The organism is Streptomyces sp. BK79, from assembly GCF_044142145.1.
Classification (GTDB): Bacteria; Actinomycetota; Actinomycetes; order Streptomycetales; family Streptomycetaceae; genus Streptomyces.
The window spans coordinates 96,655-110,786 of the sequence record NZ_JBHVOC010000018.1 but is presented as its reverse complement, the minus strand read 5'-3'; the positions used below and the strand labels follow the sequence as shown (position 1 = coordinate 110,786).

At 69.8% G+C, this 14,132-nt stretch carries 9 protein-coding genes; 1 reads left to right on the top strand and 8 read right to left on the bottom strand.

All coding sequences use genetic code 11. The annotated features are described in order from the left end of the window. Positions 1-3: 3 nt before the first annotated feature. The 8 genes from ACFIF2_RS23105 to eccD all read right to left on the bottom strand — a co-directional run bounded on the left by ACFIF2_RS23105 (position 4) and on the right by eccD (position 9,733). Positions 4-357, bottom strand: coding sequence for a hypothetical protein (locus ACFIF2_RS23105; RefSeq protein WP_190011293.1), 354 nt, complete (start codon positions 355-357; stop codon positions 4-6). 1 nt (position 358) lies between these two features. Further along, positions 359-847 (bottom strand): YbaB/EbfC family nucleoid-associated protein, encoded by a 489-nt coding sequence (locus ACFIF2_RS23100; protein WP_395575111.1) that lies wholly within the window; start codon positions 845-847, stop codon positions 359-361. 50 nt (positions 848-897) lie between these two features. After that, positions 898-5,028 carry an AAWKG family protein gene (locus ACFIF2_RS23095; RefSeq protein WP_395575110.1) on the bottom strand — a complete coding sequence of 1,377 codons (4,131 nt, stop codon included), beginning with the start codon at positions 5,026-5,028 and terminating at the stop codon, positions 898-900. A gap of 66 nt (positions 5,029-5,094) precedes the next feature. Next, positions 5,095-5,568, bottom strand: a complete 474-nt coding sequence (locus ACFIF2_RS23090) for a type VII secretion system-associated protein (protein WP_395575109.1) — start codon at positions 5,566-5,568, stop codon at positions 5,095-5,097. Positions 5,569-5,680: 112 nt separating this feature from the next. Then, complete coding sequence (locus ACFIF2_RS23085; protein WP_395575108.1) at positions 5,681-6,001, bottom strand: WXG100 family type VII secretion target; 321 nt, start codon at positions 5,999-6,001, stop codon at positions 5,681-5,683. A gap of 130 nt (positions 6,002-6,131) precedes the next feature. After that, on the bottom strand, positions 6,132-6,479 hold the full coding sequence (locus tag ACFIF2_RS23080; protein ID WP_395575107.1) for a hypothetical protein: 348 nt from the start codon (positions 6,477-6,479) through the stop codon (positions 6,132-6,134). Positions 6,480-6,829: 350 nt separating this feature from the next. Then, the gene (eccB, locus tag ACFIF2_RS23075; protein ID WP_395575106.1) at positions 6,830-8,314 is read right to left on the bottom strand and encodes a type VII secretion protein EccB; all 1,485 of its coding nucleotides are present in this window, start codon (positions 8,312-8,314) and stop codon (positions 6,830-6,832) included. Between the two features lie 21 nt (positions 8,315-8,335). Beyond that, on the bottom strand, positions 8,336-9,733 hold the full coding sequence (gene eccD / locus ACFIF2_RS23070) for a type VII secretion integral membrane protein EccD (protein WP_395575105.1): 1,398 nt from the start codon (positions 9,731-9,733) through the stop codon (positions 8,336-8,338). Between the two features lie 263 nt (positions 9,734-9,996). Here eccD and eccCa point away from each other — a divergent pair, with 263 nt between their 5' ends. Continuing rightward, complete coding sequence (gene eccCa / locus ACFIF2_RS23065; protein WP_395575159.1) at positions 9,997-13,983, top strand: type VII secretion protein EccCa; 3,987 nt, start codon at positions 9,997-9,999, stop codon at positions 13,981-13,983. The last annotated feature ends 149 nt before the right edge of the window (positions 13,984-14,132 follow it).

The following is a 14,132-nucleotide window of genomic DNA, read 5'->3' as shown; positions in this document are numbered from 1 at the left end:
GACCTACCGCTTGGCCCCGTCCGCGGAAGCACCGCTCGCCTGGTGAATAGTGTCCAAGGCCTCCGACTGGGCCGCCCGAGCGTACCCCGCCTCGTTATTCACAGCGCCGATCAGGTGGAGGAAACCAGAGGTGAGGGCATCCAAGGTCTCGGCGATCTGCTCCCGCTCCAACCTCATCTGCGGACCCACCTGATCGGCGAAGTCATCACCCACGTTCTCCTGGCCCCACCAGTTCTCGTACTTGGAGAATTCCTCGTCGAGCAGCCCCCGCAAGCCCTTGATCTTCGAAATGATCTCACCAAGGGGGCCCGTATTGAATTCTTCGAAGTTGAACTCGTAGCTCTTCGACTGCGACATGTTACTCACCCGCCGTTCGGTTGGTCTCCCCGCCCGGGGGGCCCGGGACTTCGTCCTCGTACATCTCGTCACGGAGCCGGTTCATCGGACCGGGGCGAGAAGGAGTCTCGGTTTCGCTGATCAGGGAACCGAATATCTCGTCCCAGTCCAGCCCCGAGTCGTGCGAACGGCTTCGGTCACCGGGCGTCCGCCGCACGACGGGATCGAACACGTCCATCACGCGACGCGCCATGTCCGCGCGGGCCGCGTTGATGGCCTGGAGAATCACGGAGGAGAGGTCGGTAGGGGACATCTTCTTGTACTTGCCGTCGAGGAACTCCAGGCTCGTCACCTCACCCTGAGGTCCGACAGACACCCGCACCGACCTGTCCGGGGAGTGCTTCGACACGGATGCCCGGGACAGGTCCTCCTTGGCCCTGGCCACGGCCTCTTCCGTGGCCTTGAGCTGTGCCATCGCCCGGGCGACCCGGTCCTCCATCGGCTGGCTCACTGTCTTCCCTTCACTCATCACGGAGTACGGCGGTCATCGGGGCGGGCGCCTCATCGGCCCAGCGCCTGTGGCACGCCGCCCTCGTCGGTGCCCCACACGTCCTCGTCCTCGGGCAGCCAGGCCGTACGCTCCCGGTCTCCCTGGCTCTCGGTCTGCTGCCCTGCGCCGCCCATGGGGGCGCCGCCCATCGGAGGCATGAAGGGTGCGCTGCTCGCCGTCTGCATGCCACGCGTCGCGACGGCGTGCTCCTCGTCCTCGACCGTCTGGGCCGGGCCGGCCGCCCTCGCGGTCCGGGCGGTGGTGGGTTCGACGACGGTACGGACACGTTCGCCGGCCGTACCGCCCTGAGCCATCGGCGACATCATCCCCGGCGAGCCGGTACCCGCGTACGGGCTGCCCACGGAGCCCGACGAGCCGGCGGAGGCGTCCTGGGAGCGGCCGAGGGCGGAGGACAGGTCGTCCTGGTTGTAGAGGTTGTCGGTGAACGCCGACGCGTAAGGGGAAGCGGCGGAGGTGCCGGCGGGCAGATATGCCGAGGCGTCGTCGTGCTCGGGCAGTGCCGCGATGCGCTGCCGGATCAACTCCTCGTAGTCCGTGCCCTGCTGGGCGGTGTCGTCGTAGGCGGCCTGGATCTCGTTCATCCGCGCGTCGTACGCGGTCCGGGCGTCCTGACGAGCCTGCGCGGCGTCCGCGCGGGCCTGCTCCCGGGTGTCCTGTGCCGCCTGCTTCTCCTGCTCGTACTCCCGCTTCGCCTCGGCTTCCGCGGCGTCGGCCTGGTCGACGGCGTCCTGCTCCGCGGCGTCGATCTCGGCTATCCGGCGGTCGTAGTCCTCGCGAGCGGTGTCCTCGCTCACCCCTTCGGCGAGCTGGCGCTCGTACTCCTGCCTGGCTTCGGTCCGTTCCTGCTCGGCCTGCTCACGAGCCTGGTCCCGGTCCTGCTGCGCCTCGGCCTTCTGCTGCTCGTACTCCTGCTTGGCTTCCGCCTGCTGCTGATCGGCCTGCTGCTCCGCCGCGTCGCGTTCCGCCTGGGCGTCGGCCTTCTGCTGCTCGTAGTCGGCCTGCGCCTCGTTCTTGGCCTGCTCGGCCTCCAGCCTGGCCTGCCGCTGCTCCTCGAGCTGCTCGTTACGTGCCTGCTCCTGCTGCCGCTCGACTTCGGCTTTCTGCTGCTCCTGCTCCGCCTTCGCGGCCTCCTTCTCGGCCTCAGCCTCCGCCTTCGCAGCCTCCTGCTCCTGCCGGGCAGCGGTCTTCTCCTGCTCAGCCTCCGCCTTCTGCTGCTCCTGCTCCTCCTTCGCCTCCGCCTTCTCCTGCTCCTGCTCCGCCTTCGCAGCCTCCTTCTCCGCGGCAGCCTCAGCCTTCGCCGCCTCCTGCTCCTGCTTCGCCGCGGCCTTCTCGGCTTCCTGCTCCTGCTTCGCGGCAGCCTGCTCCTGCTCCTGCTCCGCCTTCGCGGCCTCCTTCTCCGCGGCAGCCTCAGCCTTCGCCGCCTCCTGCTCCTGCCGGGCAGCGGTCTTCTCCTGCTCAGCCTCCGCCTTCTGCTGCTCCTGCTCCTTCTTCGCCTCCGCCTTCTCCTGCTCCTGCTCCGCCTTCGCAGCCTCCTTCTCCGCGGCAGCCTCAGCCTTCTGCTGCTCCTGCCGGGCAGCGGTCTTCTCCTGCTCAGCCTCCGCCTTCTGCTGCTCCTGCTCCTGCTTCGCGGCAGCCTTCTCCTGCTCCTGCTCCGCCTTCGCAGCCTCCTTCTCCGCGGCAGCCTCAGCCTTCGCCGCCTCCTGCTCCTGCCGGGCAGCGGTCTTCTCCTGCTCAGCCTCCGCCTTCTGCTGCTCCTGCTCCTGCTTCGCGGCAGCCTTCTCCTGCTCCTGCTCGGCCTTCGCGGCCTCCTTCTCCGCGGCAGCCTCAGCCTTCTGCTGCTCCTGCTCGGCCTGCGCCTCGGCCTTCTCCTGCTCCTGCTCGGCCTTGGCCGCCTCCTTCTCCTTGGCCGCCTCGGCCTTCTGCTGCTCCTGCTCCTTCTTCGCCGCGGCCCGGTCCTTCTCCGCGTCGGCCCGCTGCTGAGTCGCCTGCTGGGCCGCCAGAGCGGACTGCTGGGCCGCCTGCTCCTTCGCCTCAGCACGGTCCTGTTCGTTCTGAGCCTTCGCCGCCTCCTGCTCCTTCTTCGCCTCCGCCTTCTCCTGCTCCTGCTCGGCCTTCGCGGCCTCCTTCTCCGCGGCAGCCTCAGCCTTCTGCTGCTCCTGTTCCGCCTTCGCCTCGGCCTTCTCCTGCTCCTGCTCGGCCTTGGCCGCCTCCTTCTCCTCGGCTGCCTCGGCCTTCTGCTGCTCCTGCTCCTTCTTCGCCGCGGCCCGGTCCTTCTCCGCGTCGGCCCGCTGCTGAGTCGCCTGCTGGGCCGCCAGAGCGGACTGCTGGGCCGCCTGCTCCTTCGCCTCAGCACGGTCCTGTTCGTTCTGAGCCTTCGCCGCCTCCTGCTCCTTCTTCGCCTCCGCCTTCTCCTGCTCCTGCTCGGCCTTCGCGGCCTCCTTCTCCGCGGCAGCCTCAGCCTTCTGCTGCTCCTGCTCGGCCTTCGCGGCGTCCTTCTCCGCAGCGGCTTCCGCCTTCTGCTGCTCCTGTTCCGCCTTCGCCTCGGCCTTCTCCTGCTCCTGCTCGGCCTTGGCCGCCTCCTTCTCCTTGGCCGCCTCCGCCTTCTCCTGCTCCCGTTCCGCCTTCGCCTCGGCCTTCTCCTGCTCCTGCTCGGCCTTGGCCGCCTCCTTCTCCTTGGCCGCCTCCGCCTTCTCCTGCTCCCGTTCCGCCTTCGCGGCCTCCTTCTCCTTGGCCGCGTCCGCCTTCGCCTCGGCCTTCTCCTTGGCCGCCTCTTCCTTCTCCTTCTCCTTCTCATTCTTCGCGTCGGCCTTCTCCTTGGCCGCGTCAGCCTTCTCCTTCTTGTTCTCCTCCTTGGTGGCGATGTCCGACAGGGACCGCTTGTCCTTGTCCGTCACGGTGGCGTCGAACGCTGCCGACGCCGTATGCAATGCATCATTTATTTTCGTGATCGCCTGGGCGCCGGCCGCCCCCAGCACCTGCTGCGCGGATTCGTTCCAGCGACGAACCGCCTCCTCACCGATCTTCTTCCAGGTCTCCATGTCATCGATCACGCCATAGGACTTCCCGCCGATGGAGATGTCGACCTGGAACCCGGCGGCCGCGCGCACAATGGTCCGGTAATGCCGCGGTCCCCCTTCGGTGTCGATCTCCGTGGGGGTGATGTTCTTGTCCAGGACATGCATGCGGGCCTCTTGCAGCATGTCGTACAGCCAGCGGTGCGGAGAGCTTTCGGGCCGCCAGGCCCGCCAGGCGGTGTGCAGATCGTTCGCCGCGTTGTAGAGAAGCGTCTGGGCCTCGGCGAGAGCACGCGCCGGTTTCGATGTGACGACGTTGTCCTCAAGCATGTTGGACGAGCCGTGATCGCCGCCGCCGACCTGCTCGGCATAACCCTTGTAGTTCTGCGCGAGCTTGTGGATCAGTTCCTTGAAGATGCTCGCCCCGGTGCCGGCCCACGACTCGCTGCCGTCTCCGATGCCCTTCGTCTCCCACTGCCCGACGGTGTCGGCGGCGTCCTCGAAGAATTTGACCACCCGGTCGAACGTCTTCGCCGCGTCGTTGAAAGAGCCCAGGTCGACGGCGTCACCATCGGCTACGGAGATCCCGTACTTCTCGTACCCCTGGGTGGTGAAGGGCCAGAGCATCAACTGCCACAAGGCGTCGGAGGAACCGTTCACATACTGCGCGAGAGGCTGCGTGTTCCACTCGACATAGCCTCCTTCCTTGTTCCAGCCGCCCTTGTCCTTCAGGTACTCACTCGTCCTCTCCGTTCCTTGCAGCACGTCGTCCCCACTGGGGGGCAGCGCGCTGCCGGACCGCCCGATGAACGTGATGTGCACCCGATAGGCGTCGAGCTTGGTGCCGGAGGAGGTCTGATCGTGATGGTCGTAGTTGCGGTAGAACGGGATCGTGTAGTCCGTGCCGTGAGTCCGCCAGCCGCCCGACGCGATGAAGCCGGAGACCGGAGCCCGCCCGACGCGGTCGAGCCGGACATGCATCAACGGAATGTCGTCATTGCCTTTGAGATGGTCGAACAACGCACTCCGCTCGGGCAGCACATAGCCCGTCAGCATGTCAACTGCCTTTTTCCAGTTGTCATCGTTGTTCCGCTGTGCGTCGACCATTTCAGCGCTCCGGGGCGGCAATTCAAAAAACGGATGAGGTTACTTTCTACGTCCCGCTCCGGGGGCCTAACTGCCCTTCGACCCGGCGCCGGTGGTCGAGGTGGAGGCCTGGGCCCCGTCACTCAGGTCACCTTGTACGGGCTCGAAGATGTCGGTGAACTTGGTGGCCGACATCTTCTCCAGGCTCGCCTGCTGTTCCTGCTTCATCTCCGCGATGGTGTCCCGGAGCGCCTGCTCGATGTCCCCGAAGAGAACCTGGTGATCCTTGATGACCTTGCTGATGCTCTCCGCCAGCGCCTGGATCGCCTTGTTGAGCGAGGCGCCGGCGACGCCGCTGCTGTCGCCCGCCATCCGGCCGATGGCCAGGGGCTTGGTCGACGCCAGGGTGCCCGGGGTCAGCTTCCCCTCGGCGATATACGTGATCGCGTTCCCGTTCGCGTCATCCTTCATGATCTTCGACAGATCATTGGCGAACTCTTCTATGTGGTTCCTGATGAACTGGTTCAGGAATTCGGTGTCGAGAACCGTGGTCTTGGCCATGCCATTTCCCCTCCACTCGCGATGCCGCGGCAGCCGGCGGCCGGACGACCGATGCCGTCGGCCCGGCCCGGCACGGCCGGGCCGACGACATGCGGGTGACTCGGTCGGCCGTTCAGCCGCCGATCTTGACGGTCGACCAGGACTGCACCCGGCTGGCCTCGCGGCGCTGGTAGTCGCCGGAGATGTCCCCCAGGAGGGCACTGTGGGTGCTCAAGAGCTTCGAGATGTTCTCCACGGCCTGGTTCCACGCCGCCTGCACCCGGGCATAGACGTCCTTGTCGTCACCGATCCAGCTCTCCTTGAGCTCGTTGAGCTCCATCTCGAGGTTGCTGACGATGGTGGCGATGGCCTGCGACTGCTGGATCATGTCCTGCCCCGCGTTGTCCGCGTGGTTGTAGTCGACATGGATGAAGCCGTCACTGAAGTTGCTCATGTGGTCCTCGTTTTCGCCGAGTGAGTGGCAGTTCCCGGTGGGCCAGTGGGCGGGGCCCGCGGGGTGAGCGGTCGAGCGGGTGCCGGCGGCGGCGTTCACCGCAGGCGGTGGGGCCGTCAAGCGGGCGGGCCTAGGCGCTGAGGGTGGTCCCGTTGAGGGCGTCGAACACGGACGTCGAGCGGGCGTACGCCCCGTCGATCGCCTCGTTCGCCGAACCCTGCATCAACTGGTTGTCCTTGAGCGTGTTGTTGAGCTCGTCGACCATCTGGTCCATGTTCTTGAGGATGATGTCGACGTGGCCGTCCCACTGCTCCAGCAGCTTCTGGAACGCGCCGCCGTCGGCCCCCTGGTAGGCGGTGGCGAGGTTGCCCGAGGTGCTCTGCACGTCCTGCTGGCACCGGAGAACGGCGGTGAAAGCCGTCTCCAGCGCCATGATTCCGTTACGTGTCGCCCGCTCTTCTGACTGCTGAATGGCCATGGGAGGAATGCCTTTCGGTGGGAGTCACCGAGCCATGGGCGTCTACGGCCCAGGGCCGGCAACACAGTTCTGCCGGCACGTCGGATCACCGGATCATGGAGACCAGATGCTAAGCAGAAAAATCTGGCCATGGCAATTACTCACTTGCGCTCCACCAGGCCGAGTAACCCCTCCCAATAGCGCTCAATAGAGCGGCATTCCCTTTTCTCGGCCGCTCTGATGAGCACCACCCCGCAGAGGTTCGGACGGATAGGACATTCGCGGCCACCCCGGTCACCGCCGGTCAGCCCGGCATCACGTTGCGTCCCGGGAAAAGTTTGAGGTTTCCCTGAGGTGTGCGGCAGGTCGGCTCAGTCGTCCGTCGCGCGCACCGGGCAGCGCAGGCTGATCCGCGCCGTCCCGTTCTGCGCCGCGGTCGTGGAGAGGTCCGGTCCGCTGGGGAGCATGGAGAGCAACTGGGCCGGGACGGCGACACGTTCGGCATCGCCGTAACCCAGTGCCTTCAGTGCTTCCTGGGAGGTGACGCGGTACTTGATCCCGTCGTCGGTGACCGCGTACGTGGTGTCCCCCAGGACGTTGCCACCGGCTCCCACCACGTTGACGAGGGCACCTTTCCCCGGACGGACCGCCACCGCGTCCACCGCCAGGCAGGCGGGCCGGACCTGCGGCGCCGGCTCCTGCGCGGGCCGCGGCAGCGCGGCGTCCGGCAGCAGCCGCACGTCCACCGCCAGTTCGCCGTCGGCCGAGCTCACGCCCGCGCAGGCCACGGCGCCGGCGGGCACGGGGACCAATCGGGGCGGCGCGGCGGGCAGACCGGCGTCGGTGACCGCGGCGGAGGACGGGGCCAGGTGTTCGCCGAGGGCGTCGGCCCCCAGGGTGCGCACGGTGACGTCCGCACCCGCGTACGCCTTCGCGCGCGTCCGCGGGTCGCCCATCAGCAAAAGCGCCTCCGTGTCGCTGACGGGGACCAGCCCCTCCTTCAGGAGCAGGTGGTACCGCGCGGCGGAGCCGGGGACGAGCACCCGGAAGAGCTGGCCGATCCGGCTGCTCCGCCCGGCGAGCGAGGGGCCTTGTGCGCCCTGACCGGGCACTTCGAGCGCCGCCAGGTCCGACCCCTGCGGGAAGGCGTCGAGGAAGGCGGCCGAGACCGGGCGCGGGTCGGTGGCCCCGTAGCCGAGGGAGTCGGCCGCCCGGGCGGCCGCGTCGAGCCGCAGTCGCATGCCCCGCCACAGCAGGTACGGGGTCCGGTCGGGGCCTTCGACCAGGACCGCCTCCGACGCCCCGAGGCCGTGCCCACCCGGGACCCGGTCCGACCCGTCCGCCCCGATGGCGAGGACCGTGGCGGGCTGCACGACGTCCGTGCTGCGGGCGCGCAGCGCCGAACACACCAGCCAGGGGCCGGTGTCCAGGTCCGCCGGCGCGGGCAGCGCCTCGGGGCCGTCCGGGATGCCCAGGGGCGTGCCGTGCGGGGTGCCCTTGAGCGAGGAGGTGCGCACCGACTTGACCGCCAGCTCACCGCCGGCGATCAACTGGGCGGAGGCGAAGTTGCGTACTGGCCGCAACCGTCCGTCCAGGTAGAGGTACCGGGCGCCGGTCTGCTCGTCGAGGACCAGGTTCCGCGAGGATCGCCAGGTGTCGTTCCCGCCGGGTTTGACGAGCCCGAACACGAAGAAGCCGGCGCAGAGCAGCAGGGCGATGAGGACGCCGATCGCGGCGCCGCGGTTGGTGCGGCCCAGAGGGCTCTCGGGTTCGTCGGGGTCGCTCCTGAGCATGGCCGAGGCCAGCCTGCCCATGATGAACAGGTGCGCCTGTATCTGGTCGCGTTTGCTGTGCATGGTCGCCGTTCTCCGAGGTCGTCAGCCGTTGAGGCCGCGCAGATAGCCGTAGAGCCCCACCGACCAGAGCAGCAGCGGGATCAGGCTGAGGGCGGCGAGGGAGTGCAGCAGTTCGGCCGCCCGCCCCCAGTAGGGCAGCAAGCGGCGGCCGGGTACGGTCCAGGAGGCGACGACCACGACGACGGCCAGGCCCATCAGGCCGGCGGTCAGGGCGAGCCGGTCCCCTGCGTCGACCGCCCGGGCGGCCGCGAAGGTCAGCAGGACGGCGCCCCAGGCGCCCGCGGCGGTCAGCGCCAGGCGCTGCCAGACGTTGCCGAGTCCTCTGCTGTGCAGGAGCAGCAGCAGGGACAGGGCGATGACGGTGCAGATCTCGGCGGGGTCGGCGAAGACGAGCAACCCCGTCAGACAGGGCAGGCAGAGGATGCCGATCGCGCCGTAGAACGCGGTCATCCAGCCGTCCGCCAGGGCCGACCGCTCCTCGACCTGGGCGGCCGGGTAGGGGTCGATGCCCTGCTGGAGCTGCTGGACGTTGGTCGGCAGTGGCGGCATGTGCATGCCTGCCAGGCGGAACGAGAGCGAGGGGACGAAACCCCCGAACAGCACGAGGACGACCGCGACGACGTTGGACGCCTCCGCGACGCCGAGGTCCGCCAGGACCAGGCCGGCGCCGAGCGCGCCCGCGACGGCCAGGGTGGCCTGGCCCAGGAAGAGCGCCGGGTACATGCCCACCGCGGCCAGGGCGAGCACCGCCGCGCCGCCTCCGCCCGCGCAGGCGGCCAGCAGCCGGGAGCCGAACACCTCGTGGCCGTCGGCCCCGCCCAGGCCGCCGCCCGGCAACAGCCATCCGGCCAGGGCGAAGTAGGGCCCCGCCATGAGGCCGAGCAGCGCGCCCGCCCCGGAGTCGCCGACGGCGCGGGTGGCGGAGCCGGCGCCCGCGACGAGGAGCATCCCGGCGACGGCGGCGACCAGGGACCTGGCCCAGCCGGGCGCCCCCGGCAGGGCGAGGACGACCAGGCCGACGACGAGGACGACCACGGCCAGGCCGTGCAGCAGGCGCCGGCTCGCCTCGGCGGACCAGCCGTGGGGGCGCCGCTGCATGCTCGTGGAGATGCCGTCGACGAGGTCGTCGAGGTGGACCTCGGGCAGCGCCTCGGTGTGCGGCCGCAGGTAAAGCCACTCGCCGTCACGCAGCCCGAGTGAGTCCAAGGTACTCTCGGGGTCGAGCGGTGGGCCGCCGAGGCGTTGCAGTACCCAACCGCCGTGCTCCAGCCCGGACTCCGCAAGGTCCTCCCCTCCGTAGCCGATCACAGTGGGCAACAGATCGGCCACGGGGACGTCGGAGGGCACCGCCAGGTCAACGGTCCTGGCCGGCGCGCGTACGGTGAGGCGGCACAGCGAGGCCGCCTGAGTATCTGTCATGGGTGGTCACGCTCTCTGCAGACCCGGTGCGGGTGTGACGGAAGCTGGATCGGGCGCGCCGGCCAGGCTGCCGAAAGCAGCGAGAAATGTGAGCGGGGCGCGTGTTCCGTGATTTCTACGCCACCACGCGAGAATACGCAAGCGCGCTAGCCGTCCGGTTTCCCGTAGCCACCTTTCGCAATGCTTCTTTTTTCCCTACAGCAATGTCGGGCACCCCTTTCTCGTATTTCCCCGGACTTCTTTGAGGAGGCCATTCCTTGAGCGTGATCCTGTTCCGGCGGCCGGCTCGCCGTCGCGGCCCGGAACTGCCGTCCGGAGAGCTGAGTCTTCAGGAGCCACCGACCCTTCCGGAGGTCGTGCCGGACAGTTCGGCGGTGTGGACGTACCTGCCGATGGCCTTGATGTCGGTGTCGATGATGCTGATGTTCATGCGTCCGGGGATGAGCGGCGCGAGCGGCGGGTTCATGTACGTCGCGCTCGGCATGATGGTGCTGGGGTCCGCGGCGATGATGGTGGGCCAGGTGATGCGCCGCAATGCCGAACGCAAGCAGCGGACGAAGGGCGAGCGCCGCGACTACCTGCGCTACCTGGCCCAGACCCGCCGCAAGGTGCGGGCCTCGATCGGCGAGCAGCAGCGCGCGTTGGCCTGGCGGCATCCGGAGCCGGGCACGTTGTCGTCCTTCGTGCGCACCACCAGGCTCTGGGAACGCCGGGCGTCCGACGAGGACTTCGCCGAGGTGCGCATGGGGGTGGGTGACCAGCGCATCGCGATGCGGCTGACTCCGCTCGCGACGAAGCCCGTCGAGGATTTGGAGCCGCAGTCCGCGCACGCGCTGCGCAGCTTCACCCGGGCCTACTCCACGGTGCGCGACCAGCCGGTGGCCATCTATCTGCGAGCCTGGTCGAAGGTGCTCCTGCGCGGTGACGAGGAGGAGATCCGGGGCCTGGTACGCGCGTTGCTGGCACAGTTGGCGGTCTTCCACTCCCCCGACGACCTGTGGATCGCGCTGTGCGTGTCGGACGAGCGGCGGGCGGAGTGGGAGTGGGCGAAGTGGGTGCCGCACAGCCTGCACCGGCACGAGCAGGACGGGGCCGGCCCGGTCCGGCTGGTCACCTCGGCCTTCGGTGAGCTGGAGAACCTGCTGGGCCCGGAGTTCCAGGAGCGTCCCGCCGCCGACCCGGACGCGGTGCCCGGCCGGGAGGAGCCCTACATGGTGATCGTCCTGGACGGGTCCTCCGTGCCGGGCGGCCACCGCTTCGACGGCCACGGGTACCGCAATGCCGTGGTGCTGGACCTGTCGGGGGCGCTCGCCTGGAAGCCGGGGCGGACCACCCTGCGGCTGGAGGTGCTCGACGGCGCGGTGTCGCTGGTCCGTACGGACCGGGACCGCAAGGAGCAGACGGCGCTGCTGGGCCGCCCGGACCGGATGGGCCCGGCGGGGGCGGCGGCGCTGGCCCGGCTGCTGGCGCCGTACCGGATGAGCGTGGGCGGGGACGACACCAAGCCCCTCTCCACGGACGTGGAACTGACCGCGCTGCTGAACATCCCGGACCTGTACCGGCACGAGCCGGCCGATCTGTGGGAGCGGCACACCGGCAGTGCGCGGCTGCGGGTCCCGATCGCGGTGAGCAGTGACGGCAGGCCGCTGGAACTGGACATCAAGGAGTCGGCGCAGGGCGGTACGGGGCCGCACGGGATGCTCATCGGCGCGACCGGTTCCGGCAAGAGCGAACTGCTGCGGACGCTGGTGCTGGGGCTGGCCCTGACCAACTCCTCGGAGACCCTCAACTTCGTCCTGGTGGACTTCAAGGGCGGGGCGACCTTCCTGGGGCTGGACGAACTCCCGCACACCTCGGCGGTGATCACCAACCTGGCCGACGAGGTGTCCCTGGTCGCCCGCATGCAGGACGCCCTGCACGGCGAGCTGATGCGCCGGCAGGAGCTGCTGCGCGCGGCGGGCAACTACACCTCCGCCCTGGAGTACGAGAAGGCACGGCAGTCGGGGCTGCCGCTGCAGCCGCTGCCGAGCCTGTTCGTCGTCGTGGACGAGTTCAGTGAACTGCTGGCCGCGCACCGCGACTTCATGGAGCTGTTCGTGATGATCGGCCGGCTCGGGCGCAGCCTCGGGGTGCACCTGCTGCTGGCCTCCCAGCGGCTGGACGAGGGACGGATGCACCAGCTCGAAGGGCATCTGTCGTACCGGATCGGTCTGCGGACGTTCTCCGCGATGGAGAGCCGCGGGGTGCTGGGTGTCCCGGACGCCTACGAGCTGCCCTCGCAGCCGGGCAGCGGCTTCCTCAAGAGCGGGGTGGACGCGCTGACCCGGTTCCGGGCGGCGTACGTCTCGGGCCCGTACCGGCAGCGGCACCGCGGCCCGGCGGTGCTGGCGCAGGTGGCCCGGCAGGTGGTGCCGTGGACGGCCGACTGGGTGGTGCCGCGGACCCCGGCGGACGGCGGCCCGGGGGAGGACGGCGAGGACACCGGGTCCGGTGCGGACGCCGCCGACGACGGTGACACGCTGCTGTCGGTGGCGCTGGACCGGCTGCGGGCCTCGGGTCCACCCGCCCACCAGGTCTGGCTGCCGCCGCTCGACACACCGCCGACCCTGGACCAGATCCTGCCGCCGGTGGCTCCCGATCCACTGCACGGTCTCACCACGCCCGACTGGCCGCTGCGCGGCAGACTGACGGTGCCGGTGGGCATCGTGGACCGGCCGTTCGACCAGTTGCGCGACCTGCTCACCGTGGATCTGTCGGGGGCCGGCGGGCACCTGGCCGTCGGCGGTGGACCGCAGAGCGGCAAGAGCACGCTGCTCAGGACGGTCATCACCGCCCTGGCCCTGACGCACACACCGCGCGAGGTGCAGTTCTACTGCCTGGACTTCGGCGGCGGCACGCTCGTCGGCCTGACCGGGCTGCCGCACATGAGCGGGGTGGCGTCCCGCGTCGACAGCGAGCGGGTGGGCCGTACCCTCGCCGAGGTCAACTCGATCCTGACCCGGCGGGAGCGGTTCTTCATCGAGCAGGGCATCGACTCGATGGCCACCTACCGCCGGCGCCGTGCCGCGGGCGAGTTCCTCGACGAACCGCACGGTGACGTCTTCCTGGTCGTCGACGGCTGGTCCACCGTCCGGCAGGACTTCGACCGGCACCTGCCCACCTTCGCCGCACTCGCCGCGCGCGGACTCAACTACGGCGTGCACCTGATGATCGCGACCGCACGCTGGGTGGAGCTGTCCTCGGCGGTCCGCGACCAGATCGGCACCCGGCTCGAACTGCGCATGGGTGACCCGATGGACTCGCAGATCGACTCCCGCAAGGCGGCGACGGTACCGCGCAGCCCTGGACGCGGTCTGACCGCGGACAAGCTGCACTACCTGGCGGCACTGCCGCGCATCGACGGGGTCGAGGACGCCGAGGACCTGGCGGAGGGCGTGGCGGGGCTCGTGGCCTCGATCGCCGAGAGCTGGACGGGACCGGTGGCGCCCCAGGTGCGGATGCTGCCGGCGCGGCTGCCCCTCACCGAGCTGCCGCCGCCTCCCGCGCAGCGGCCCCTGCGGATCGCCATCGGTCTGGACGAGAACGAGCTGGAACCGGTCTGGCACGACTTCAGCGAGACTCCGCACCTGCTCGTGGTCGGCGACGACGAGTGCGGCAAGACCAACCTGCTCCGGGTGGTCGCCAAGGGCATCACCGACCGCTACACCCCGGCGGAGGCCCGGATCATGGTCGTGGACTACCGGCGCGAACTGGTGGAGGCCGTTCCCGAGGAGTACCGCATCGGGCACGCCGTCTCCTCGGACATCCTCAAGGAGCTGCTCGACGGAGCGGCCCAGGCGGTGCGCGGCCGGCTGCCGGGCGAGGACGTCTCCACGTCCCGCATGAAGCTCTGCGACTGGTGGACGGGCCCGCGGCTGTTCGTCCTGATCGACGACTACGACATGATCGGCTCCGGCCCGATGACGCAGCCGTTCGCTCCGCTGCTCGACCAGCTCGCGCTGGGCTGGGAGGTCGGACTGCACATCGTGGCGGCCCGCTCGTCCGCCGGCGCCGGCCGGGGCCTGGGCGAGCCGATGCTGCGCAAGCTGCAAGAGCTCAACACGCCCGCGCTGCTGATGTCCTGCCCGCCGAGCGAGGGCTTCCTGTTCGGCAGCGTCAAGGGCCGTGAGCTGATACCGGGCCGCGCGCTGCGCATCGCCCGCCGCAGGAGCGTCCAGGTGCAGACGCCGCTGTTGGAGGACTCCCGGTGACGACACGGGCGGGCCGGGCCGGCACCCCTCGGCCGGGCCGCGCGCACCGCCGGACACCCTGGCACGGTCACCGCGCGAGCGCGCGTCCCGGCCCCGTCCTGCCGCCCCGCCCCGAGGACGGCCGGCACCGGGCCCGCCGCCCGGTGCGC

What these genes read in the sequence shown, in the direction of transcription:
- ACFIF2_RS23085 (WP_395575108.1), bottom strand. Translation starts at nt 6,001, where the DNA reads ATGAGCAACTTCAGTGACGGCTTCATCCATGTCGACTACAACCACGCG.
- eccD (WP_395575105.1), bottom strand. Translation starts at nt 9,733, where the DNA reads ATGACAGATACTCAGGCGGCCTCGCTGTGCCGCCTCACCGTACGCGCG.
- ACFIF2_RS23095 (WP_395575110.1), bottom strand. Translation starts at nt 5,028, where the DNA reads ATGGTCGACGCACAGCGGAACAACGATGACAACTGGAAAAAGGCAGTT.
- ACFIF2_RS23105 (WP_190011293.1), bottom strand. Translation starts at nt 357, where the DNA reads ATGTCGCAGTCGAAGAGCTACGAGTTCAACTTCGAAGAATTCAATACG.
- ACFIF2_RS23090 (WP_395575109.1), bottom strand. Translation starts at nt 5,568, where the DNA reads ATGGCCAAGACCACGGTTCTCGACACCGAATTCCTGAACCAGTTCATC.
- eccB (WP_395575106.1), bottom strand. Translation starts at nt 8,314, where the DNA reads ATGCACAGCAAACGCGACCAGATACAGGCGCACCTGTTCATCATGGGC.
- ACFIF2_RS23080 (WP_395575107.1), bottom strand. Translation starts at nt 6,479, where the DNA reads ATGGCCATTCAGCAGTCAGAAGAGCGGGCGACACGTAACGGAATCATG.